General features: G+C 72.5%; 17 protein-coding genes. 10 read left to right on the plus strand and 7 right to left on the minus strand.

Annotation, left to right across the window (positions count from 1 at the left end):
* Positions 1 to 105: 105 nt before the first annotated feature.
* The 4 genes from AB0M30_RS24890 (at position 106) to AB0M30_RS24905 (ending at position 6177) form a co-directional block, all read left to right on the plus strand.
* Complete coding sequence (locus AB0M30_RS24890) at positions 106 to 3405, plus strand: phosphodiester glycosidase family protein (protein ID WP_364587796.1); 3300 nt, start codon at positions 106 to 108, stop codon at positions 3403 to 3405.
* 30 nt (positions 3406 to 3435) lie between these two features.
* On the plus strand, positions 3436 to 4392 hold the full coding sequence (locus tag AB0M30_RS24895) for an ABC transporter ATP-binding protein (protein ID WP_364588060.1): 957 nt from the start codon (positions 3436 to 3438) through the stop codon (positions 4390 to 4392).
* Between the two features lie 155 nt (positions 4393 to 4547).
* Entirely contained in the window at positions 4548 to 5354 is an 807-nt protein-coding gene (locus tag AB0M30_RS24900; RefSeq protein WP_364587799.1) for an ABC transporter permease, read from the plus strand.
* A gap of 1 nt (position 5355) precedes the next feature.
* Positions 5356 to 6177, plus strand: coding sequence for an ABC transporter permease (locus AB0M30_RS24905; RefSeq protein ID WP_364587802.1), 822 nt, complete (start codon positions 5356 to 5358; stop codon positions 6175 to 6177).
* 10 nt (positions 6178 to 6187) lie between these two features.
* On the opposite strand, the gene AB0M30_RS24910 is transcribed toward AB0M30_RS24905, so the two are convergent.
* Positions 6188 to 7615, minus strand: a complete 1428-nt coding sequence (locus tag AB0M30_RS24910) for a S8 family serine peptidase (RefSeq protein WP_364587805.1) — start codon at positions 7613 to 7615, stop codon at positions 6188 to 6190.
* A 547-nt stretch (positions 7616 to 8162) separates the two neighbouring features.
* Between AB0M30_RS24910 and AB0M30_RS24915 the strand changes: the two genes are divergently transcribed.
* From AB0M30_RS24915 to proB, 5 genes are all read left to right on the plus strand, one after another.
* Entirely contained in the window at positions 8163 to 11123 is a 2961-nt protein-coding gene (locus AB0M30_RS24915; RefSeq protein ID WP_364587808.1) for a translation initiation factor IF-2 N-terminal domain-containing protein, read from the plus strand.
* A 165-nt stretch (positions 11124 to 11288) separates the two neighbouring features.
* A complete protein-coding gene (rplU, locus tag AB0M30_RS24920; protein WP_003067132.1) occupies positions 11289 to 11603 on the plus strand; it encodes a 50S ribosomal protein L21 in 315 nt (104 codons plus the stop codon).
* 41 nt (positions 11604 to 11644) lie between these two features.
* A complete protein-coding gene (gene rpmA / locus AB0M30_RS24925; protein WP_103343431.1) occupies positions 11645 to 11905 on the plus strand; it encodes a 50S ribosomal protein L27 in 261 nt (86 codons plus the stop codon).
* Between the two features lie 108 nt (positions 11906 to 12013).
* The gene (gene obgE / locus AB0M30_RS24930; protein ID WP_364587811.1) at positions 12014 to 13471 is read left to right on the plus strand and encodes a GTPase ObgE; all 1458 of its coding nucleotides are present in this window, start codon (positions 12014 to 12016) and stop codon (positions 13469 to 13471) included.
* Positions 13468 to 14577 (plus strand): glutamate 5-kinase, encoded by a 1110-nt coding sequence (gene proB / locus AB0M30_RS24935; RefSeq protein ID WP_364587814.1) that lies wholly within the window; start codon positions 13468 to 13470, stop codon positions 14575 to 14577. Before obgE ends, proB begins: the two co-directional genes overlap by 4 nt.
* 102 nt (positions 14578 to 14679) lie before the next feature.
* Here the strand turns inward: proB and AB0M30_RS24940 are convergent, their stop codons facing one another.
* Positions 14680 to 15393, minus strand: coding sequence for an SDR family oxidoreductase (locus AB0M30_RS24940; protein WP_364587817.1), 714 nt, complete (start codon positions 15391 to 15393; stop codon positions 14680 to 14682).
* Between the two features lie 61 nt (positions 15394 to 15454).
* Between AB0M30_RS24940 and AB0M30_RS24945 the strand changes: the two genes are divergently transcribed.
* The gene (locus tag AB0M30_RS24945) at positions 15455 to 16054 is read left to right on the plus strand and encodes a TetR/AcrR family transcriptional regulator (protein WP_103343434.1); all 600 of its coding nucleotides are present in this window, start codon (positions 15455 to 15457) and stop codon (positions 16052 to 16054) included.
* Here AB0M30_RS24945 and AB0M30_RS24950 read toward each other — a convergent pair.
* The 5 genes from AB0M30_RS24950 to AB0M30_RS24970 form a co-directional block, all read right to left on the minus strand.
* A complete protein-coding gene (locus AB0M30_RS24950; protein ID WP_364587820.1) occupies positions 16024 to 16308 on the minus strand; it encodes an antibiotic biosynthesis monooxygenase family protein in 285 nt (94 codons plus the stop codon). The two genes, AB0M30_RS24945 and AB0M30_RS24950, sit on opposite strands and share 31 nt — an antisense overlap.
* The gene (locus AB0M30_RS24955) at positions 16305 to 16691 is read right to left on the minus strand and encodes a PPOX class F420-dependent oxidoreductase (protein WP_103343436.1); all 387 of its coding nucleotides are present in this window, start codon (positions 16689 to 16691) and stop codon (positions 16305 to 16307) included. Before AB0M30_RS24955 ends, AB0M30_RS24950 begins: the two co-directional genes overlap by 4 nt.
* A 12-nt stretch (positions 16692 to 16703) precedes the next feature.
* On the minus strand, positions 16704 to 18425 hold the full coding sequence (gene argS, locus AB0M30_RS24960; RefSeq protein WP_364587823.1) for an arginine--tRNA ligase: 1722 nt from the start codon (positions 18423 to 18425) through the stop codon (positions 16704 to 16706).
* Between the two features lie 70 nt (positions 18426 to 18495).
* A complete protein-coding gene (locus AB0M30_RS24965) occupies positions 18496 to 19782 on the minus strand; it encodes an MFS transporter (RefSeq protein ID WP_364587826.1) in 1287 nt (428 codons plus the stop codon).
* Between the two features lie 98 nt (positions 19783 to 19880).
* Positions 19881 to 21992 (minus strand): RecQ family ATP-dependent DNA helicase, encoded by a 2112-nt coding sequence (locus AB0M30_RS24970; RefSeq protein ID WP_364587829.1) that lies wholly within the window; start codon positions 21990 to 21992, stop codon positions 19881 to 19883.
* Between the last annotated feature and the right edge of the window lie 65 nt (positions 21993 to 22057).

A 22057-nucleotide genomic window follows, 5' to 3' on the forward strand; every position in this document is an offset into this window, starting at 1 on the left:
GGGTGTTCTAGACCATTCAGGCGGCGTTCACCGGGAAGTCTTCCCCCGGCCGTGCCGCTGCGCTGTGCTGGTCCGGCTCACTCTCACTCGATACTGGGGTACCTGGTGAAGAAGTCACGCGCAGCGCTGCCGCTCGTCGCCCTGTTCGCGACGGCGTTCGTCGTTCCGGCCCACGCCGACCCCCTCGCCGCACCGCTCGGCACGCCACCGGTCGAGGCCGCGCCGGCCGCGTCGTCGGACCACCAGGGCCCGGCCGCCTTCGCCGCCGCGAACCCCGACGACGGGCTCGTCACCGGCAGCGCGACCACCGAGGTCGCGCCCGGCCTGAACCTCACCCAGTTCGACCGGTTCGACCCGGCCGGCTGGATCCGCGGCGACACCCTGACCGTCGACCTGGGCAGCAAGGTGCTCAAGCCGACGTACCTGAGCCCGGGGACGGTTTCCGCGCGCACACCGCTGTCGCAGCAGGTCGCGCGGGCGGGCGCGGTGGCCGGCGTCAACGGCGACTTCTTCGACATCAACGCCACCGGCGCGCCGATCGGCGTCGGCATCGACCGCGGGCAGCTGCAGACCGCCCCCGCCGCCGGGCACAACCTGACCGCGTCGATCACCGACGCGGGCAAGGCGCAGCTCGCGTCGATCTTCCTCGAAGCCACCGTGACACTGCCCGGGGGCACGGTGCCGGCGACCAACTTCAACAGCCCGGTCCTCGGGGCGGACACGATCGGCGTCTACACGCCGTTGTGGGGCGCTTCGGGCCGTCGGACGTCGGTCGCGGGCGCCGCGCGGGTGCGGGAGGTCGAGGTGCGCGACGGCGTCGTCACGCAGGTGCGCACCGCGCCCGCCGACGGCCCGATCGCGGCGGGGACGACCGTGCTGCTGGCCCGCGAAGCCGGGGCGGACGCGCTCGCCGCGCTGCGGCCGGGTGACGCGGTCGGCGTCACCTACGCGCCGCGCTCGGACGCCGGGAAGATCGCGGTCGCGGTGGGCGGCAACGAAGTCCTGCTCCGCGACGGCGTCGTGCAGCCGGTCGACGACGTCGCCATGCACCCGCGGACGGCGGTCGGCTTCTCCGCCGACGGCCGGAAGCTGTGGCTGGCCACCGTGGACGGGCGGCAGGCCGACAGCCGCGGGATGACCGAGCTCGAACTGGCGCGGCACATGAAGAGCCTCGGCGCCGACGACGCCCTCAACCTCGACGGCGGCGGGTCGTCGACGCTGCTCGCGCGCAACGAGGGCGAAGCCGCGCCGAGCGTCCGGAACGCGCCGTCCGACGGCGGGGAACGCCTGGTGCCCAACGGGATCGGCTTCTCCACCGTGCCCGGCAGCGGCAAGCTCGCCGGCTTCGCTCCGGCGCCGGCCGTCGCGACGACCGACGCGAATCGCGTGCTGTCCGGCCTGACCCGGCACCTGGTCGCCGACGGCCATGACGAAACCGGCGCCGCGGTGGCCGCCGACCCGCGCTGGAGCACGTCGGACCTCCGGCGGGCCACCGTGACGCGCGGGGTCGTCACCGGGCACGGCGCGGGTGCCGTCGACGTCGTCGCGCGCTCCGGCCGGGCGGCCGGGAAGGTGGCGCTTTCGGTGCTGGGCAAGCCGGTCCGGCTCGGCACGAGCACCGAGCAGGTCGCGCTTTCGGCCGCGGGCGCGCGAAGCACCTTCAAGGTCTACGGCTACGACGCCGACGGCTACGGCACCTGGCTCGAGCCCGACGACGTCAAGCTCGACTACGACCACTCGGTCGTGCGGGTCGAGCCGTCCGGTGACGGCTACGCGGTGACCGCGCTGACCTCGTCCGGCGCTTCGGCGATCACCGCTTCGGCGGCCGGCCTGACCACGCACCTGGCCGCGTCGGTCGGCACCGTGGCGCGGGTGGCGTCGCCGTTGGACGGTCCGGCGGGCTGGACGGCCACCGTGTTCCCGGCGGTCGTCGGTGCGGCGCTCTCCGCGGCACCCGGCCACGACGGCGGCGCCGGGCTGGCGCTGGACTACCGGCTGACCGGCACGACCGCGACGCGCGCGGCCTACGTGACGCCGTCCACGCCGCTCCCGGTTCCCGACGGCACGCAGAAGCTCGGCCTGTGGGTGAACGGCGACGCCAAGGGCGCGTGGCTGCGGGCGGAACTGCGCGACGCCGCGAATGTGGCGTCCATAGTGGACCTTTCGCTGAGCGTGGACTGGACGGGCTGGCGGTACGTCACGGCCGCGATCCCGGCCGGGCTGCCCGCGGGACAGCGCCTGGCGCGCTTCTACGCCGTCGAGAACGTGCCCGACCAGCAGTACGAGGGCCGGCTGGGGTTCGACGACCTGACGTTCGAGGTGGCGCCGACGACCGCCGTGCCCGCCGATCCGGCCCCGCACGACCCGGCGCTGGTCACCGACGGCGTCCTGACCGGCGGTCTGCGCGTCGCGGTGGTCAGCGACGCCCAATTCACCGCGGACGACCCGGCGGGGCCGCTGGTCGCCCAGGCCCGGCGGGCGCTGCGCGAAGCCGTCGCGGCGAAACCGGAGCTAGTGCTGATCAACGGCGACTTCGTCGACCGCGGCACCGCGCCCGACTTCGCGCTGGCTCGGCAGGTGATCACCGACGAGCTCGACGGCAAGGTGCCCTGGTACTACGTGCCGGGCAACCACGAGGCGGAGGCGGGCAACGGCCTCGCGAACTTCCAGGCCGCCTTCGGGGTCACGCACCGGGTCGTCGACGTCCGCGGCATCCGGCTGGTGCTGCTGGACTCCTCCCGCGGCTCGCTGCGCGCGGGCGGGTTCGACCAGGTCCGGCTGCTGCGGGACGCGCTCGATTCGGCGGCGGCCGACCGGTCCGTGCGCGGGGTCGTCGTCGCCATGCACCACCCGGTCAAGGACCCGAGCCCGACCGGGAACTCCCAGCTCGGCGACCGGAAGGAAGCGACCCTGCTGACCCAGTGGCTGACCGGGTTCGAGCAGGCGTCCGGCAAACCGGCCGCCGCCGTGGCGTCGCACGCCGGCGTGTTCTCCCTGTCGCGGGTCGACGGCGTGCCGTACCTGGTCAACGGCAACTCGGGCAAGGCGCCCGCGGCCGCGCCCGGCGACGGCGGGTTCGTCGGCTGGACGCTGCTGCGCGTGGACCCGGCCGACCGGGCGCAGCCGGTGCGGTTCGAGACGCGGCCGAACGTGGACTCGCTTTCGCTGCCGGGGCCGTCTTCGCTGGCCCGCGGCGAACGCGCGGTTGTCCGTGCTTCCCTCCGGCAGGGCACGCGGGACGTGCCGGTGTCGTACCCGGTGAGCGCCGGCTGGGCGGTCTCGCGGGGTGTCGTCGCGTTCGATCCCGCGTCCGGGGTGCTGACCGCGTTGCGGCCGGGGGTCGCGCGGCTGTCGGTGACGGTCAACGGGGTGACGGCCACGCTGGTCGTGACGGTCCGCGGCTAATCCGCTCGGTTTTTGTCGGTGGCGCGTCCTATGGTGCGGGGTGTGGACGAATCGGAGGACCGGGAACCGGCACTGGTGCAGGCCAAGGCACTGGTGAAGCGCTTCGGCGAGTTCGAAGCGGTGCGCGGGATCGACGTCGAGGTGCGGCGCGGGGAGGCGTTCGGCTTCCTCGGCCCGAACGGCGCCGGCAAGTCGTCGACCATGCGGATGATCGCGTGCGTGTCGCCCCGCACCGACGGCGACCTCCGCGTGCTGGGGCTGGACCCGGAGGTCGCCGGGCCGCGGATCCGCGCGCGCCTCGGCGTGGTGCCGCAGCAGGACAACCTGGACGTCGAACTGACGGTCCGGGAGAACCTGCTGATCTACGGCCGCTACTTCGGCCTTTCGCGGGCGGCGGCGCGGAGCAAGGCCGACGAGCTGCTGGAGTTCGCCCAGCTCGGTGACCGCGCCGGCGACAAGGTCGACCCGCTGTCGGGCGGCATGAAGCGGCGGCTGACGATCGCCCGCTCGCTGGTCAACGACCCGGAGCTGCTGCTGCTCGACGAGCCGACGACGGGCCTCGACCCGCAGGCGAGGCACCTGCTGTGGGATCGGCTGTTCCGCCTCAAGGCCCAGGGCACGACGCTGATCGTCACGACGCACTACATGGACGAAGCCGAGCAGCTGTGCGACAGGCTGGTGGTGATGGACCACGGCCGCGTCGCGGCGGAGGGCTCGCCGGCCGAGCTGATCCGGCGGTATTCCACGCGCGAGGTCGTCGAGCTCCGGTTCGCGCCGGGGGAGCAGGTCGCGGCGGCCCGGCAGGTCGACGGGCTGGCGGAGCGGGTGGAGATCCTGCCGGACCGGGTCCTGCTCTACAGCGACGACGGCGAGGACGCGCTGGAGCACGCGCATTCCCGCGGGCTGCGGCCGCTGTCGAGCCTGGTGCGCCGCAGTTCGCTGGAGGACGTCTTCCTCCGGCTCACGGGCCGGACCTTGGTGGACTGACTCGGGATGAGGGAGAACCATGCTCGCGGAAATCGCTCGCCCATGACCCTCGTCGATGTGTTCTGCGGGGGCGCAGCCCCCGCGCCCCACCCGGGGGCGAGCCCCCGGACCCCCGGCTGTCTTCCGCGGCTTCAGCCGTGCGCGGGGAGGCGGGCATGACCACCGTCGCATCGACCGGCCGCGTGGTCGGCAAGTGGCAGGGCGCCTGGCTGCAGGTCGAGGGCCGCTGGACCTGGTACCGCCGCCACTGGCTGTCCACTTTGTACTCGACCGGGCTGCAACCGGTGCTGTTCCTCGCCGCGATGGGGCTCGGCTTCGGCTCGCAGGTGCGGCCCGGCACGGTCACCGGCGGCCTGTCCTACCTGCAGTACATCGCCCCCGCGCTGCTGGCCGCCGGGGCGGCGCAGCAGGCGTTCGGCGAGTCCAGCTATCCCGTGCTCTCCGGGTTCAAGTGGCAGAAGGAGTACCTGGCGGTCACGGCCACCCCGGTGTCGCCGGGCCAGGTGTTCGGCGGGCACCTGATCTGGTCGGCCCTGCGCCTGACGCTGGCGGGCGCGATCTACGCGTTCGTCGCGCTGTTCTTCGGCGCCTGGACCGGGCCGGGCGTGCTGCTGGTGATCCTGGCCGGCACCGCCACCGGGCTCGCCTGCACCGCGCCGATGGCCGCGCTGGCCGCGCGGACCTTCGACGAGGGCCAGCGGTTCGGGCTGATCTTCCGGTTCGTCGTGATACCGATGACGTTGTTCTCCGGCACGTTCTTCCCGATCGCCCAGCTGCCGGCCGCGATCCGCTGGCTGGCCTGGCTCTCCCCGCTGTGGCACGGCACGCAGCTGGCCCGCGGCCTGAGCATCGGCGGCGTCGGCGGCTGGGCGATGCTCGGTCACCTCGCCGTGCTGGCGGCGTTGTTCGCGGCCGGGTGGGTGCTCGCGCACCGGGCCTTCTACCGGAGGCTGGTGGTCTGAAGTGACGACGGTCGAGGCCCGCGCCGGGCTGCTGCTGCGCATCCTCCCGCCCGGGCTGTACGCCGGCCGGGCCCGCATGCTCGTCGAGCGCTCGGTCATGGTGTCCCGTGCGAGCTGGCTGCTGTTCGTGTCCGGCGCGATCGAGCCGTTCCTCTACCTGCTGGCGTTCCAGCTGGGCTTCGGCAAGCTGGTCACCGAGGTGACGGGCCCGGACGGGCACCCGATGAGCTACGTCGCGTTCGTGGCGCCGGCCCTGCTGGCGACGTCGGCGATGAACGGCGCCGTGTTCGAATCGACGTACAACCTGTTCTTCAAGCTGCGCTACGCGAAGCTGTACGACGCGATGCTGGCGACCCCGATCGGCCCGCTGGACGTGGCACTGGGCGAGATCGGCTGGGCGATGACCCGCGGCGGCATCTACGCGGTGGCGTTCCTCGCGATCGCGGCGGCGATGGGCCTGCTGACGTCGTGGTGGGCGCTGCTGATGGTCCCGGCGGCGCTGCTGGTGGGCCTGACGTTCTCGGCGATCGGGATGGCCCTGGTGACGTTCCTGCGGTCGACGGCCCAGTTCGACTACATCCAGCTGGTCCTGACCCCGATGTTCCTCTTCGCGACGACGTTCTACCCGCTGTCGGTGTACTCGGAGCCGCTGCAGTGGGTGGTCCGCTGCCTCCCGCTCTACCACGCGATCGAGCTGATGCGCGGCCTGGCGACCGGCCTGCTGTCGGGCGGCATGCTGATCAACCTGGCGTACCTGCTGGTCCTGGGCGCTTTGGGCCTCTGGGCCTCGACGCGCCGGATCGCGAAGCTCCTGCTGACGTGACGCCCCGGGGTCAGCGGGCCTGGTCGGGCCGGCCGTCCGGCTCCGCGGCCGGCGCCGGAACGTGCACCATCCCGTGCCCGTAGAACCCGTTGTAGCCCTCGTACCCGGCGCAGTAGGCGTCCTGGAGCCCGTCCCCGGTCAGGTCGTAGTCGGCCGGGCACGGCATCGGCAGCGCCGCCGCCTCCAGTGTCCGGCGCAGCTGCCGCGGCCGGGCCTCCGGCGCGGCGGACGCCAGCAGCGCGAGCACCCCGGTGACGTGCGGGGCGGCCATCGACGTCCCGCACAGCGGCGCGTACCCGCCCGGCACCGCCGACACCACGCAGCCGCCCTGCTCCCCGCCCGGCGCCGTGACGTCGATCACGCCCAGGCCGTACGAGCTGTACCCCGCCTTCACCCGGTCCGCGCCGACGGCCGACACCGCGACGACGTCCCGCAGCCCGGCCGGCAGGGCCTCGCACCCGGTGCTCGCCCCGCGCGCCCCCGAACGCGCCGACGGCGTCAGGTCGACCGCCTCGTTGGTCGCCGCCGCCACGTTCAGCGTCCCCGCCGACGTGCTGTACTCGACCGCCCGGGCCAGCACCTCGTGCACCACGCCGCGGTCGTGGCCGCGGATGCACGACAGCGACCACGGGTTGACGAAGAAGCTGCTGTTCGTCACCCGCATGTGCCGTGAGGCGGCCCACATCAGGCCGCACACCGCGGCTTCCGGGTCGGCGTACCCGCGGTCGTCGATCACCTTCACCGACGCCACCCGCACCCCGGGCGCCACACCCGTCACGCCGTGCCCGTCGTCGGCCGCGGCGATGATGCCCGCCACGTGCGTGCCGTGCACCGACGTCGTCGGCGACCACGCCGACGGCGCCTGGTCGGGCGCCCCGGTCAGGCAGCCGGCGGAGTCGTCGCGGTCGACGGCGTCGCTCAGCTCCGGGTGGTCCGGGTCGATCCCGGAGTCGAGCACGCCGACGACGACCTCCCGGGAGCCGGCCGGCCCGCCGTGCGACCGGTCCGCGCCGATCATCCGCATGTCCCACTGCTGGTCGCTCAGGTCCGCGGCCGGCACCTTCGCGGGATCGGTCGCGGGCAGCGCGGCCCGCGCGGGCTGCGGCTTGGCCTCGGTGACGCGCTGGGCGGCCAGCCGCTCGGCCTGCGCGCTGAACGCGCGGTCGAGCCCGATCCGCTCGCCGAATCCCGGGTCGCCCGAGGTGGCGACCGCGACGGCGATCTGGGGGTAGAAGACGGTGGTGGCCCCGCAGGCGCCGTCGATCTCCGAACGGGCCGCGGCCTCGGTGGTGCCGCGGTCGAAGGTGACGACGTAGCGCAGGGTCCGGCCGTGGGCGCAGCCGTCCTCCCCGGCCACCGCCGGACCGGCGGTGACGCATCCCGAAAGCACCACGACGGTGCACACGGCCGCTCGCAGCGGCCGCGCCAGCAGGGACACCGGACCTCCCACCGGATGCAGGAACCGCGGGTGCCGGCGCGCGAGATCCCGGTCACCCCGAGCCGCACCGTAGCCACCCGGTGCCCGGTGGACAAGCGCTGCGGCGAAGTTCCCCCGGGCGTGGGCGGGTGGGGGGCGCCGCGGCGCGCCCGGATGCCTGCGGGAGGTACCGAGTACACCGGAGCGGTCACCCGGTGTGGGATACTCGGGGTGGCCGCTGGGCCGCGGGGCGCATGTGAGAGGTGCTGCCTGCGGCGTTGTGGCCCGGTGATGTGCGTGAACTCCTGCGACGCGCGTCGCCGCCCGCGAACCGGGCGGCTGGACGACGTGGCGGGCGGCCCGGGGGCCGCGGATGCCTCGCGTACGCCGCCGAGCAGACCTTTGACCGGGTTGCGTCCCACCGGAAGCGGTGGTGCGGCGCCCGGTTGTCGGGCCAGGATTCCCGCCGTTGGTGACCACCACGGCGGAACGAACAGAAAGGGGCCCCTGCGCGGCCGCGTCCCTGCCGGTGCGAACCGGCAGACGCGCCCGGGGGCGGAGGAGACATATGTCGAACGCGGAAACACCCGCCGAGCACACCGGCGGGAATCCCGCCACACCCACGGGCGGCCCGCTGGCCGACCTGCCGCCCCGGATCCGGGTGCACGCGCTGGCCAAGCTGCTGCAGTCGCACAGCCGGGACGTCCTCGCGAAGCTCACCGAGCTGGGCGAAAGCGTGCGCAGCGCGCAGTCGAGCGTGACCAGGGACGTGGCGCTCAAGGTGGCCGAGGCCTTCGCGCCCGGTGAGACCGAAGACACGCCGGCCGAGCCGGAGCCCCAGGAGGCCCGGCCGCCCGCCGAGACGCGCCCGCAGGCGGCCGAGCGCCCGCAGGCGGCCGAGGTGCCGGCCGCCGAGGCCGAGAAGCCGCGGCCGCGGCAGAAGACCCGCGCCCACCTGCCGGTCTTCGCCGCGCCGTCGCCGGTCTTCCTGCCGCCGGAGCCGGCGGAACGCGCGGCCAAGCCGGCCCGCAAGCCGGCCGACCCGTTCGCGGAGCCGCCCTCGCGCCCCGAACCCGAGGTCGCCGAGGAAGAGACCGAAGACACGACACCGGGCGCCGACGTCGGTGCCGACGAAGACGACGACGCCGGCAGCCGCCGCCGTCGCCGCCGGGGCCGTCGCGGCCGTGGCCGTGGCAAGGGCGCCGAGGGCGGCGACGAGACCGCCGAAAACGACGACGACCAGGTCGAAGAGCAGCCTCAGCCCCGCCGCAAGGGCCGCAACGCCGACGAGAAGCCCGAAGCGGAGACCGAAGAGACCGAGGACGCAGAGTCGTCTTCGGAGTCCGAGAGCGACGCGGACGACGGCGAAGGCGGCACCCGCCGTCGCCGCCGCCGTCGTCGCCGCAAGGGCTCGGACGGCGAAGACGCCGAGGCCACCGGCACCGACGACCCGCCGAACACGGTCACCCACGTCCGCCAGGCCAAGGCCGAGGCGGCCGAGCGCGAGCGCCCGGCGCGCGACGAGGTGCGCAGCGTCCGCGGGTCCACCCGGCTGGAAGCCAAGCGCCAGCGCCGCCGTGACGGCCGTGAGGCGGGCCGCCGCCGCGCCCCGATCCTGTCCGAGGCCGAGTTCCTCGCCCGCCGCGAGGCGGTCGAGCGCACGATGGTCGTCGCCGAGCACGGCGACTCCACCCAGATCGCGGTGCTGGAGGACGGCGTCCTCGTCGAGCACTTCGTGACGCAGTCGGGCTCCGGCTCGATCGTCGGCAACGTCTACCTGGGCCGCGTCCAGAACGTGCTGCCGAGCATGGAGGCCGCGTTCATCGACATCGGCCGCGGCCGCAACGCCGTGCTGTACGCCGGCGAGGTCGACTGGGACGCCGCCGGCCTGGAGGGCAAGGCCCGCAAGATCGAGCAGGCGCTCTCCACCGGCGACTCGGTGCTGGTCCAGGTCACGAAGGACCCGGTCGGGCACAAGGGCGCCCGGCTGACCACGCAGATCTCGCTGCCCGGCCGCTTCCTCGTCTACGTGCCCGCGGGCGGCGCCACCGGCATCTCCCGCAAGCTGCCGGAAAACGAGCGCCGCCGGCTCAAGGACATCCTCAAGCGGATCGTCCCGGAGGACGCGGGCGTCATCATCCGCACCGCCTCCGAGGGCATCGGCGAGGTGGAGCTGGGCCGCGACGTCGACCGCCTGAAGGCGCAGTGGGACGTCATCAAGGAGAAGGCCGCCGCCGGTTCCGGCAAGAAGGGCGGCGCGCCGACCATGCTCTACGAAGAGCCGGACCTGCTGGTCAAGGTCGTGCGTGACCTCTTCACCGAGGACTTCACCAAGCTGGAGATCCAGGGCAACCGGTCCTGGGAGACGATCAACGGCTACGTCAGCCACGTCGCCCCGGAGCTCACCGAGCGCCTCCGGCGCTACACCGGCACCGGCGACGCGTTCGCCGACCACCGGATCGACGAGCAGATCACCAAGGCGCTCGACCGGAAGGTCTGGCTGCCCAGCGGCGGTTACCTGGTCATCGACCGCACCGAGGCGATGACGGTGATCGACGTCAACACCGGCAAGTTCACCGGTTCGGGTGGCAACCTCGAGGAGACGGTGACCCGCAACAACCTGGAGTCGGCGGAGGAGATCGTCCGCCAGCTCCGGCTGCGGGACATCGGCGGCATCATCGTCATCGACTTCATCGACATGGTGCTCGAGTCCAACCGCGAGCTGGTGCTGCGCCGCCTGACCGAGTGCCTCGGCCGCGACCGCACACGCCACCAGGTCGCCGAGGTCACCTCGCTCGGCCTGGTGCAGATGACCCGCAAGAAGATCGGTACCGGCCTGCTGGAGGCGTTCTCGACGCCGTGCGAGCACTGCAAGGGCCGGGGCGTGCTCGTCTCGACCGAGGTGCAGCGCACGGCCGGCAACTCGCCGCAGTCGCAGGGCGGGAACGGCAACGGCGGCAACAGCGGTGGCAACAGCGGCGGCGGGGAGAAGAGCTCCCGCCGGTCGCGGGGCCGCGGCAAGGCCGAGGAGGCCGCCAAGGAGGCGGCCGAGGCCGCCAAGGCCGAGGTGCACGCCGTTCCGCCGCCGGAGCGGCGCGAGTCGATCGCGTCGGCGGTGGCCGCGGTGGCCAACGCCGCGAAGGCCGCCAAGGACCACGACCACGGCGCGCTGAACGGCAACGGGCCCGTCCCGGAGCCGGCCAGGGAGGTCGCGGGCGTCCCGGCGACCACGGAGGCGGACGAGACGCCGGTGGCGGCCGAGCCGGCCGCCGAGCCCGCCGAGCCCGCCCAGGAGGTCGCCGGCACCCCGGTGACCACCGCGGCGGACGAGGTGCCGGTGCCGCAGGACGAGGAGCCCGAGGTCGAACGGTCCTCGGCTCCGGAACCGGCGGAAGAGCCGGTCACCGAGCACGCCGACCCCGAGGTCAGCGTGCCCGAACCGGCCGTGCGCTCCACCCGGCGCCGTCCGCGCCGGGCGGCGTCGCGGCCGGCGGGGCCGCCGGTGCACGCCTCCGACCAGAGCAAGTGAACAACTAGGGGGACCCCGGTGGTAACGCACCGGGGCACCCCACGTAACCTGTAGTACGGCCTGCCACCAGAGCAGGTTGTCCGCGTGAGTCCAGGACCGCCGTTCCATCAGGTGGGCCGGTCGCGTGGAGCCCCCACCCATTGTCGAGTAATGCAGGAGACTTCCGTGTCGGCGTACGCGATCGTCAAGACCGGCGGCAAGCAGTACAAGGTGGCCGTCGGCGACGTCGTCGAGGTCGAGAAGCTCGAGGGCGAGCCGGGCACCGAGCACATCCTCCCCGCCGTTTTGTACGTCGACGGTGGCGATGTCACCACGGACGCTGACGCGCTGGCGAAGGTCTCGGTCACCGGCAAGGTCGTCGAGCAGACCAAGGGTCCGAAGATCCGGATCCACAAGTTCAAGAACAAGACCGGCTACCACAAGCGCCAGGGTCACCGGCAGAAGCTGACCCGCGTCGAGGTCACCGCCATCTCCCTGTAAGGGCTTCTCCGGATCTTCGTTTTTAGAAAGAGGATTGAGCTATGGCTCACAAGAAGGGTGCGTCCAGCTCCCGCAACGGTCGTGACTCGAACGCCCAGCGCCTCGGCGTCAAGCGCTACGGCGGCCAGGAAGTCAACGCGGGCGAGATCCTGATCCGCCAGCGCGGCACCAAGTTCCACCCCGGCGTCAACGTCGGCCGTGGCGGCGACGACACGCTGTTCGCCCTGGCCGCCGGTGCGGTCCAGTTCGGCGAGAAGCGTGGCCGCAAGACGGTCAACATCGTCGTGCCAGTCGAAGCCTGATTTTCGGCTTCAACGTAGCTTTCTCTGAGCGAGGGGTGGGCCGGAATATCCGGCACCACCCCTCGCTTCTTTATGTGTCCGATCTTCCGCAGGTGAAAGAGGCAAGTGATGGCGTCCCGGTTCGTGGACCGTGCGGTGATCCACCTGACCGCAGGTGACGGTGGGAACGGCTGCGCCTCGGTGCACCGCGAGAAGTTCAAGCCCCTCGGCGGCCCGGACGGCGGCAACGGCGGCAACGGCGGTGACGTCCTGCTGGTCGTCGACCCGAACGTGCACACCCTGCTCGACTTCCACTTCCGCCCGCACGCCAAGGCCGGCAGCGGCAAGATGGGCCAGGGCAGCAACCGCGCGGGCGCGGCGGGGGAGACGCTGGTGATGAAGGTGCCGTCCGGCACCGTCGTGTTCACCGAAGACGGCGAGATGGTCGCCGACCTGATCGGCCCCGGCACCACGTTCGTCGCCGCCCAGGGCGGCCGCGGCGGGCTCGGCAACGCCGCGCTGTCGTCGAAGGCCCGCAAGGCGCCCGGGTTCGCGCTGCTGGGTGAGCCCGGCGAGACCCGCAACCTCGTGCTGGAGCTGCGGTCGGTCGCCGACGTCGGCCTGCTGGGGTTCCCGTCCGCCGGCAAGTCGTCGCTGATCTCGGTGCTGTCCGCGGCCAAGCCGAAGATCGCCGACTACCCGTTCACCACGCTGGTGCCGAACCTCGGCGTCATCACCGGCGGCGACACGGTGTTCACGATGGCCGACGTGCCCGGCCTCATCCCCGGTGCGTCCGAGGGCAAGGGCCTGGGCCTGGACTTCCTCCGCCACATCGAGCGCTGCGCGGTGCTGGTGCACGTCGTCGACTGCGCGACGCTGGAGCCGGGCCGCGATCCGGTGTCCGATGTGGACGCTCTGGAGGCGGAGCTCGCGAAGTACACGCCGAGCCTCGGCGGCAAGCTCGAAGAGCGGCCGCGGGTGGTCGTGCTCAACAAGATCGACGTCCCGGAGGCCGCCGAGCTCGCCGAGTTCGTCCGGCCGGACTTCGAAGCCCGCGGCCTCAAGGTGTTCGCCGTCTCGACGGCGTCCCGCAAGGGCCTGCGGGAGCTGACCTTCGCGCTCGCGGCGATCGTCGAGCAGAACCGCGAGGCGGAGCCGGTGCTGGAGCCGGAGACGATCGTGCTGCGGCCGCTGGCCGTCGACGACTCCGGGTTCACCGTCGAGGTCGACCCCGAGGAAGAGGGCGCGTTCATCGTGCGCGGCGCTCGCCCGGAGCGGTGGATCCGCCAGACCGACTTCGGCAACGACGAGGCCGTCGGCTACCTCGCCGACCGGCTCAACCGGCTCGGCGTCGAGGATCAGCTGGCGAAGCTCGGCGCGCGGCCCGGCAGCCCCGTCACGGTCGGCGACGTCCAGTTCGAATGGGAGCCGTCGACGCCGAGCGTCGCGATGCACATGTCCGGGCGTGGCACCGACGTCCGGCTGGAGCGCAACGACCGGATCGGCGCCACCGAGCGCAAGGAAGCCCGTCGGATCCGGCGGGCGGGCTCGGACGAGTTCGAAGACGACCTGGACGTCGAGGAGTGAGCGGCACGCGCGAAGCCATCGCTGCCGCGCGGCGGCTGGTGGTCAAGGTCGGCTCGTCGGCGCTGACCAGCGCGGGCAGCGGGCTCGACGCGGCCCGGCTGGACGCGCTGGTCGACGCGATCGCCGAGCGCGTCGCCCGGGAAACGCAGATCGTGCTGGTGTCGTCGGGCGCGATCGGGGCCGGCCTGGCCCCGCTCTCGCTGGGCAAGCGGCCGCGTGACCTCGCCACGCAGCAGGCGGCGGCGAGCGTCGGGCAGCTGGCGCTGGCGCACGCGTACGCGGAGTCGTTCGGGCGGTACTCGCTGACGGTCGGGCAGGTGCTGCTCACCTCCGACGACGTCGTCCGGCGTTCGCACTACCGCAACGCGCAGCGGACGTTTTCGCGGCTGCTGGCGCTCGGCGCGGTCCCGGTCGTCAACGAGAACGACACGGTGGCGACCGAGGAAATCCGCTTCGGCGACAACGATCGCCTGGCGGCCCTGGTCGCCCACCTGATCGGCGCCGACGCGCTGATCCTGCTGTCCGATGTGGACGGCCTGTACGACGGTGACCCCCGCGGCGGCGCGACCCGCAAGCTGACGGAGGTCCTCTCCGAGTCCGATGTGGACGGAATCTCGGTCGGCATGTCCAGCTCCGGCCTGGGCACGGGCGGCATGGTCTCCAAGCTCGCGGCGGCCCGCACGGCGGCGGGAGCGGGCATCCCGGTGCTGCTGGCGGCGGCTTCGGAAGCCTCGGCGGCGCTGACTTCCGCTTCCCCGGGAACCGCCTTCGCCCCGGCGGACACGCGCCTGTCGGCCCGCAGGTTCTGGCTGGGCTACGCGGCGGACACCACGGGCAAGCTCCGCCTCGACGACGGCGCGGTGACGGCGGTGGTCCGCCGCCGCCGATCCCTCCTGGCCGCGGGCATCACGGGCGTGGACGGCGAATTCCAGGCAGGCGACGTGGTCGACCTGGTGGACACCAAGGACCGCCCGGTCGCCCGCGGCGTGGTCGCCTTCGACGCGACGGAACTCCCGGACCTGATCGGCCGCTCAACCCCGGAACTCCCGGCCGAGCAACGCCGCGAGGTCGTCCACGCCGACGACCTCGTCCCCCTCCGCCGCTGACCCCACCCGTGTCGTCCCGCCAATCACGCGTGTCGACCCGCCAATCACGTGTGATGCCCCTTCAATCACACGAGATTCCCTTTTCGTCACGGGTGTGGAGCCTCAACCCAGCGAGACCAGCCGGGCTCCGCCGTCGGCCTCCAGGACCGTGCCGGTCAGGTTCCGGTTCGTCGCCGCCAGCGTCACCACCTCCGCGACGTCGTCCGCCGTCGCGACGCGGCGCACCGGGATCGAAGCCGCCGTCTGAGCGAAGAATCCCTCCCGCATCTCCTCCGGAAAGCCGCTCCACCACGCCGTGTCGACCACTCCCGGCGACACCGCGTTCACCCGCCTCGGCGCCAGCTCGACCGCCAGCGGCTTGACCAGTGCTTCGATCGCCGCGTTCAGCGCGCCGATCCCGGCCGTGCCGGCCATCGCCGCCCGGGCCGTGATCGCGCTGAGCAGCGTGATCGACCCGTCCGCCGCCAGGTGCGGCAGGACGGCCTGGATCGTCGCCAGGTGCGCCCAGAACTTCGCGTCGAACGCCCGCCGCAGCACGGCGAGGTCCAGCGCATCGATCGGCCCCATGCCTTCGGTGCCGGACAGGCTCACCACCAGCACGTCGACCGTCCCGAGTGCCGCGGCCAGCGCGGCCATCGCCGAGGCGTCGCCGCCGTCGGCCTGGTGGCCGGTCAGCTCCGGGTCGCTCGATGCGACGTCATCGAGACGTTCTTTGCCGCGCCCGGTGACGTGGACGTCGTATCCCCGCTGCCGGAGCCGCCGCGCGGTCGCCAGGCCGATGCCCGAAGTGCCGCCGGCCACCAGAGCGATGCTCATGTTTGTTCCCCATTTCGAACCGGTACGTCTCGTTTCGAAATGGACGCTACCATCGGATCCCATGACCGACCAGTCCCGCCCCGGCCGCAAGCGCAGCGAACAGAGCCGGCTGGCGATCCTCGCCGCGACGCTCGAACTGGTCGCGGAGGCCGGCTACGGCGCACTGACCATCGAAGGCATCGCCGCGCGCTCGGGCGTCGGCAAGCAGACGATCTATCGCTGGTGGCCGTCGAAGGCCGACGTCCTGCTGGACGCGCTCGCGACGAAGGCGGACCTGCAGATCCCCGTCCCCGACCAGGGCTCCTTCCGCGCCGACCTGGCCCGGTTCTTGGGCAGCACGTTCGAGCTGGGCGGGAAGTCCCCGGTCGCGGACACGCTCCGGGCGCTCATGGCCCAGGCCCAGATCGATCCGGAATTCGGCAAACGCTTCCGCGAGGACTTCCTGTTCCGCCGCCGTGACGCGCTCGGCACGCTCGTCGACCGCGCCCGCGAGCGCGGCGAACTCCCGGCCGGCGTCCGGCCCGGCACGGTGCTCGACGTCGTGTTCGGGACGCTCTGGTACCGGCTCCTCGCGACACGCGAGCCGGTCGACCGGGGTCTGGCGGACGAACTAGTGGCGCTGCTGGCGGATCACGGCGCCTCGACCGCCGAGATCCGGTAGCGCGCCACCGAGGCGTCGAGGATCTGCGCCGCCTGCTCGTCCGACGGCCCCGAGCCGCGGAAACGCTCCAGGTCTTCGTCGGACTCCCAGCGCTCGTACACCGTGATCCGGCCGGGGTCGAGCAGGTCGGCACCCAGCGCGTACTCGAGGCAGCCCGGCGCCTCCCGCGCGAGACGGACGGCTTCGGCGCACCCCGCCAGGTAGTCCTCACGCTCTTCGGGAGCGACGGCGAGCCAGCCGGCGATGATGATCACGACGTGATCCGATCCGCCTTGATCGTGAGCAGCAGCCGCGTCTGGTCGCGGCCACCCCACCACGGGTAGGGGCCGCCGAGGTAGCGCTGCGACAGCTTCTCGATGTGCTCCACCGCGCCGTCTTCGGTCGTATCGATGACCTGCCCGCGGATCGCGAAGTAGCGCGACGGCCGGGCGCGGTCGGCGACGTTGAGCGCCACCCGCGGGTCACGCGCGATGTTGCGCTGCTTCTGGTGACCCAGCACGGTGTTGACGAGGACGTGCGTCCCGTCGGTGTCCACCCAGGTCTGGGTGAGCTGCGGCGAGCCGTCGGGCATCAGCGTCGACAGGAAGCAGAGGCTGGGCTCGCGCAGCAGAGCGAGCAGATCGCCGGGCAGTTCCACAGTGGTCTCCCGCTAGAGCCGGTCGGGCGCTTCGATGCCGAGCAGGGAAAGCCCGAGCGCGAGTGTGTGCGACGTCAGCGTAGTCAACCTCAGCCGAGACGCGCGCAGCGACGGTGAAGACGCCTTCAGAACGGGACATTCCTCGAAGAACCGCGAGAAAGCGACGGCGGTCTCGTACAGGTAGGTGCAGAGCTTGTGCGGCGCGTAGGCGCTTGTCGACGCCTTCAGTGCTTCGCCGAACCGGAGCAGCTTCAGCGCCAGCGCACGCTCCGCCGGCGCCTCGAGCAGTACGTCGGCGCCCTCCGGCAGGCCGCCCGACTTCCGCAGGATCGACCGCGTCCGCGCGTGCGCGTACTGGAGGTACACCGACGTGTTGCCCTCCTTGGCCAGCATCCGGTCCCAGGCGAAGACGTAGTCGCGCTCGCGGTCGCCGGACAGGTCCGCGTACTTGACCGCGCCGATGCCGACCGCCCGGGCGACCTCGGCCTGCCCGGCCGCGTCGAGCTCACTGCGTTCGGCGACGACCGCGGCGGCCTGCGTCACGGCTTCGGTGAGCAAGTCCGCCAGCTTGACGGTCTCGCCGGCCCGCGTCCGCATGGCCTTGCCGTCCGCGCCCAGCACCGTGCCGAAGCCGACGTGCTCGGCGTGCCCGGTCAGCCAGCCCGCGGCGCGGCAGGTGGCGAACAGCATCGCGAAGTGCTGCGCCTGCGGCGTCCCGACGACGTAGAGCAGGTCGGTGGCGCCGCGCTCGGCCGTCCAGTACCGGACGGTCGCCAGGTCCGTGGCGGCATACCCGTAACCGCCGTCGCGCTTGCGGACGATCAGGGGCAGCCGGTCGCCTTCGCGGTTGCGGAACCCGGCCGGGAACACGCAGATGGCGCCGTCGCTGACTTCGGTGAGACCGGCTTCCTCGAGGTCGTCGACGACCGTGGCGAGATGCGGGTTGTAGAAGCTCTCGCCGTGGATGTCCTTGTCCGTCAGGGAGATCCCGAGCAGCGCGTAGACCTCATTGAAGTGCCGTGTCGATTCGTCGACGAGCTCCTGCCAGACGGCGAGAGTCTCTTCGTCGCCGCGCTGCAGCTTGACCACGCGGGTGCGCGCCCGCGTCGCGAACGCTTCGTCGCTGTCGAACTTCCGGCGCGCTTCGCGGTAGAAGGCGTCGAGGTCGGCGATCGCGCGTTGCCCGGCGGAGACGTCGAGGAGGTGCTCGATGAGCATGCCGAACGGCGTGCCCCAGTCGCCGAGGTGGTTGTGCGGCAGCACTTCGTGCCCGGCGAAGCGCAGCAGGCGGGCGAGCGCGTCGCCGATCACGGACGAGCGCAGGTGCCCGACGTGCATTTCCTTCGCCACGTTCGGGCTGCTGTAGTCGAGCGCGATCCGCCGGGGCGTCGCGGTTTCCGGCACGCCGAGCCGCGGATCGCCGAGCAGCGCGCCGGTGCGTGCTTCGAGCCATTCCGTGCGCAGCCTGAAATTCAGGAACCCCGGCCCGGCGACTTCCGGCGGATCGGCGATCCCGTCGAGCTCCAGCGCTCCGGCGATGCGCCCGGCGACTTCGCGTGGCGGACGACCGAGCTGCTTGCCCAAGCTCATCGCGAGGTTGGCCTGGTAGTCGACGCCGTCGCGCGGCGACGCCTGGACCAGCGCCTGCTCCGGCGTCAGTTCGACGTCCAGCGCCCCGCCGGCGGCGGTCACCACACGGCGCGCCAGCTCCTCGGTGACGTCGGCGGTCTGCACGGTGTCCCTCCTTCGGCTCGGTCACGGAAGCCCGCAGCGTAACGAGCGTGACCGGCCGACGACGAAGGGTTTACCGCAGCTCGCTGCCCTTCGTCTCGGGGAGCGTGAGGATCACCGCGAACGCGATCGCGGCGCCCGCGGCGACGTACCAGAAGTAGAGCGTCTGGGACACGGTGCCGAACAGGGTGATGAGCAGGGGAGCGGTGCCGCCGAAGATCGCGACGGTCAGGTTGTACCAGGCCCCGATGCCCAGCCCGCGCAGTTCGGTGGGGAACAGCTCGCTCATGATGGCCGGCGCGATCGACGTCATCGCCGTGTACAGCCCGAGCCCGACGCAGAACACGACGAGCAGCCCTCCGACGCCCGGACCGATCAAAGTGGACAGCGGCACGACGGCGACCGCGGTCGCCCCGGACCAGACGAGCAGCTGCGGCTTCCGGCCGACCCGGTCGGCGAGGGCGCCCATCGGGTACTGCAACGCGATGAACAGTGCCGTGCCGACGGACAGCGCGAGGAAGACCGTGTCGGCGTCCGCGTGGCGGTTCTTCACCGCGAACGACGTCAGCGCGCTGAAGAACGTGTAGTAGCAAAGCGTCGAGAGCATCGTGAAGCCGACGAGCCTGCCCACGGCCTTGGGGTGGTGGGTCAGCGTGGTCAGCAGCGGCCGCTCGAGCTTGCGCGCTTTGGTCTTCGTCTGCTCGAACAGCTCGGTCTCGGCGAGACTCCGGCGCAGCCACAGCCCGACCAGGCCGAAGACGCCGCCCAGCAGGAACGGCAGCCGCCAGCCCCAGGACACGAGCTGCGCCTTGTCCAGCGTCCGGGCCAGGACGAACCCGAGCACGGTCGCGATCAGTACGGCCGACCCGGTCGAGATGTAGAAGAACGCCGAGTACCGGCCGCGACGCTCCGGCGGCGCGATCTCGCCCAGGTAGGCCGACGCGTTCGACACCTCACCGCCGAGCGAAAGCCCCTGCGCGACGCGGGCGAGCAGCAGCAGGATCGGCGCGAGCCAGCCGACCTGCGAGAACGTCGGCAGCAGCCCGATCGCCACCGACCCGCCCGCCATGAGCAGGATGGTGAGGATCATGGCCGGCTTGCGGCCGCGGGTGTCCGCGAAGCGCCCGAGCAGGACTCCGCCCAGCGGCCGGAAGAAGAACGCGAGCGCGTAGGTGGCGAACGTGTTGATCAGGGCCAGGGTGTCGTTCCCGGCGGGGAAGAAGGCGCTGGCGAAGTAGATGCTGAACGTCGCGTAGATCGTCCAGTCGAACCACTCGAGCGCGTTGCCGGCGCTCGCGGCGAACAGCTTGCGCACCGGCAGCCGGTGGCGCTGCGGCACCTGGACGGCGGATTCGGTCATGGCGGCCTCCCATGTCACCCGAAGGTGGAACGGGACTTTGCCACATTCATTCGCAGTGCGAAAGATCCTGACCGCCGCGGTTCCTCGTCATCCCCTCCTCAGGCCGTGCTGGCCAACGCGAACGGCAGCACCGCGGGCGCCCCGGCCCGCCGCAGCAGCCGCGCGGCGAGCGTCATCGTCCAGCCGGTGTCGATGACGTCGTCCACCAGCAGGACCGGCCCGGACGGCAGGACCGCCGCGAGGTCCGCGGGCATGCTCATCCGCCGCCACAGATCCGCCAGCCGCTGCGCGCTGTTCGCCTGGCGCGGGGGCGGTCCCTCGGCATCGAGCGCGCCGAGGAAGTCGAGCTTGCCGATCTCGGCCAGCCGGGTCGCGAGGCTGTACACAAGCTGCGGTCGCGTCTCCGACGGGACGGCGACCACCGCCACCGGCCGTTGCGCCCACTGCCACCCGGCGAGCACCTGGACGCAAGCCTTGAACACCGAGTCCGGCACTTCGGTGTCCCGGGCGCCCGGCCCGACGAGCTCCCGCAGCCGGTTGCCCCAGCCGACGTCGGTGAGCCGCCCGAGCACCTGGCCCGGCTCGGCCTGGTCGTCGGCCGAGATCCGGCCGGAGACCGGAACGTCCAAAGAGGACATCCCGGTGGGCCACTGCTTCCGCGGCGCGACTTCGACGCCGGGCCGCTGCAGGCGTTCCCGGGTCGCGTTGACGACGTCGTCGGCCACCGCCGTGTCCCAGTGCTGCCCGGTGCAGTTGTCGCACCGCCCGCACGGCGTCGCCTCGGGGTCGTCGAGCTGGCGGCGCAGGTACTCCATCCGGCAACCGTCGGTCGCGAGGTAGCCGAGCATCGCCTCCTGCTCGCGCTCCCGGGCTTCGGCGACCCGCTTGTACCGCCCGCGGTCGTACTGCCAGTCCTCGCCCGTGCTCGTCCAGCCGCCCTTCACGCGCCGGACCGCGCCGTCGACGTCCAGCACCTTGAGCACCATTTCCAGCCGCGACCGGGAAAGCTCGACCGACGGCTCGAGCGCGGCCGTCGACAATGGACGGTCGGCGTAGGAGAGCGTGTTCAGCACCTGGGTCACCCGCAGCTCGTCGGGGAAGGCCAGCGACCCGAAGTACGCCCAGATCGCCTTGTCCTCCTCGCCGGGCAGCAGCACGACCTCGGCGCGCTCCACGCCACGCCCGGCGCGGCCGACCTGCTGGTAGTACGCGATCGGCGACGACGGCGCCCCGAGGTGCACGACGAACCCGAGATCCGGCTTGTCGAACCCCATGCCGAGCGCCGACGTCGCGACCAGGGCCTTGACGCGGTTGCCGAGCAGGTCGTCCTCGGCCGCCTGCCGGTCGGCCGGGTCGGTCTTGCCGGTGTAGGCCGCCACCGGGTAGCCGCGGTCCTTCAGCAGCGAAGCGACGTCGTGCGCCGCCGCGACGGTCAGCGTGTAGATGATCCCGGACCCGGGCAGCTCGGCCAGGTGCTCCGCGAGCCACGCCAGCCGCGCCTGTGACGTCGGCAGCCGGCACACCGACAGCCGCAGGCTTTCCCGGTCGAGGCTGCCGCGCAGCACCAGCGTGTCCGCGCCGGTGCCGAGGCCCAGCTGTTCGGCGACGTCGGTGACCACGCGGTCGTTCGCCGTTGCCGTCGTCGCCAGCACCGGCACGCCGTCCGGCAGGTCGCCCAGCAGGGTGCGCAGCCGCCGGTAGTCGGGCCGGAAGTCGTGGCCCCAGTCCGAAATGCAGTGTGCTTCGTCGACCACCAGCAGGCCGGTGCTCGCGGTCAGCTTCGGCAGGACGTTGTCGCGGAAGTCCGGGTTGTTCAGCCGTTCGGGGCTGACCAGCAGCACGTCCACCTCGCCGGCCGCGACCGCCGCCTGGACCTGATCCCACTCCTGGGCGTTCGCGGAGTTCATCGTCGCCGCGTGGATCCCGGCGCGCGCCGCCGCCGAGATCTGGTTGCGCATCAGGGCCAGCAGCGGCGAGACGATGACCGTCGGCCCGCTGCCCTGCTCGCGCAGCAACGCCGTGGCCAGGAAGTACACCGCCGACTTGCCCCACCCGGTGCGCTGCACGACCAGCGCGCGGCGCCGCTGCGCGACCAAGGCCTCGATGGCCGTCCATTGGTCTTCGCGCAGCTTCGCCGCATCGCCGGCCAGTGCCCGGAGGAGGGTCTCGGCGCGGTCGCGGAGGGCTGGGGTGGTGCTGGTCGTGTCCACGTCCCCACGTCTACCCCATGACACCGACAGATCGGGAATCGGCGGCGTCGCGAACGGACCGTTCG

It is taken from the genome of Amycolatopsis sp. NPDC051716 (assembly GCF_040681595.1).
Classification (GTDB): domain Bacteria; phylum Actinomycetota; class Actinomycetes; order Mycobacteriales; family Pseudonocardiaceae; genus Amycolatopsis.

Bases quoted from the DNA above. Each gene is read 5' to 3' on its own strand.
- AB0M30_RS24895 (WP_364588060.1), top strand. From the start codon at position 3,436: ATGGTGCGGGGTGTGGACGAATCGGAGGACCGGGAACCGGCACTGGTG.
- AB0M30_RS24900 (WP_364587799.1), top strand. From the start codon at position 4,548: ATGACCACCGTCGCATCGACCGGCCGCGTGGTCGGCAAGTGGCAGGGC.
- AB0M30_RS24915 (WP_364587808.1), top strand. From the start codon at position 8,163: ATGTCGAACGCGGAAACACCCGCCGAGCACACCGGCGGGAATCCCGCC.
- rpmA (WP_103343431.1), top strand. From the start codon at position 11,645: ATGGCTCACAAGAAGGGTGCGTCCAGCTCCCGCAACGGTCGTGACTCG.
- obgE (WP_364587811.1), top strand. From the start codon at position 12,014: ATGGCGTCCCGGTTCGTGGACCGTGCGGTGATCCACCTGACCGCAGGT.
- AB0M30_RS24940 (WP_364587817.1), bottom strand. From the start codon at position 15,393: ATGAGCATCGCTCTGGTGGCCGGCGGCACTTCGGGCATCGGCCTGGCG.
- AB0M30_RS24945 (WP_103343434.1), top strand. From the start codon at position 15,455: ATGACCGACCAGTCCCGCCCCGGCCGCAAGCGCAGCGAACAGAGCCGG.
- AB0M30_RS24965 (WP_364587826.1), bottom strand. From the start codon at position 19,782: ATGACCGAATCCGCCGTCCAGGTGCCGCAGCGCCACCGGCTGCCGGTG.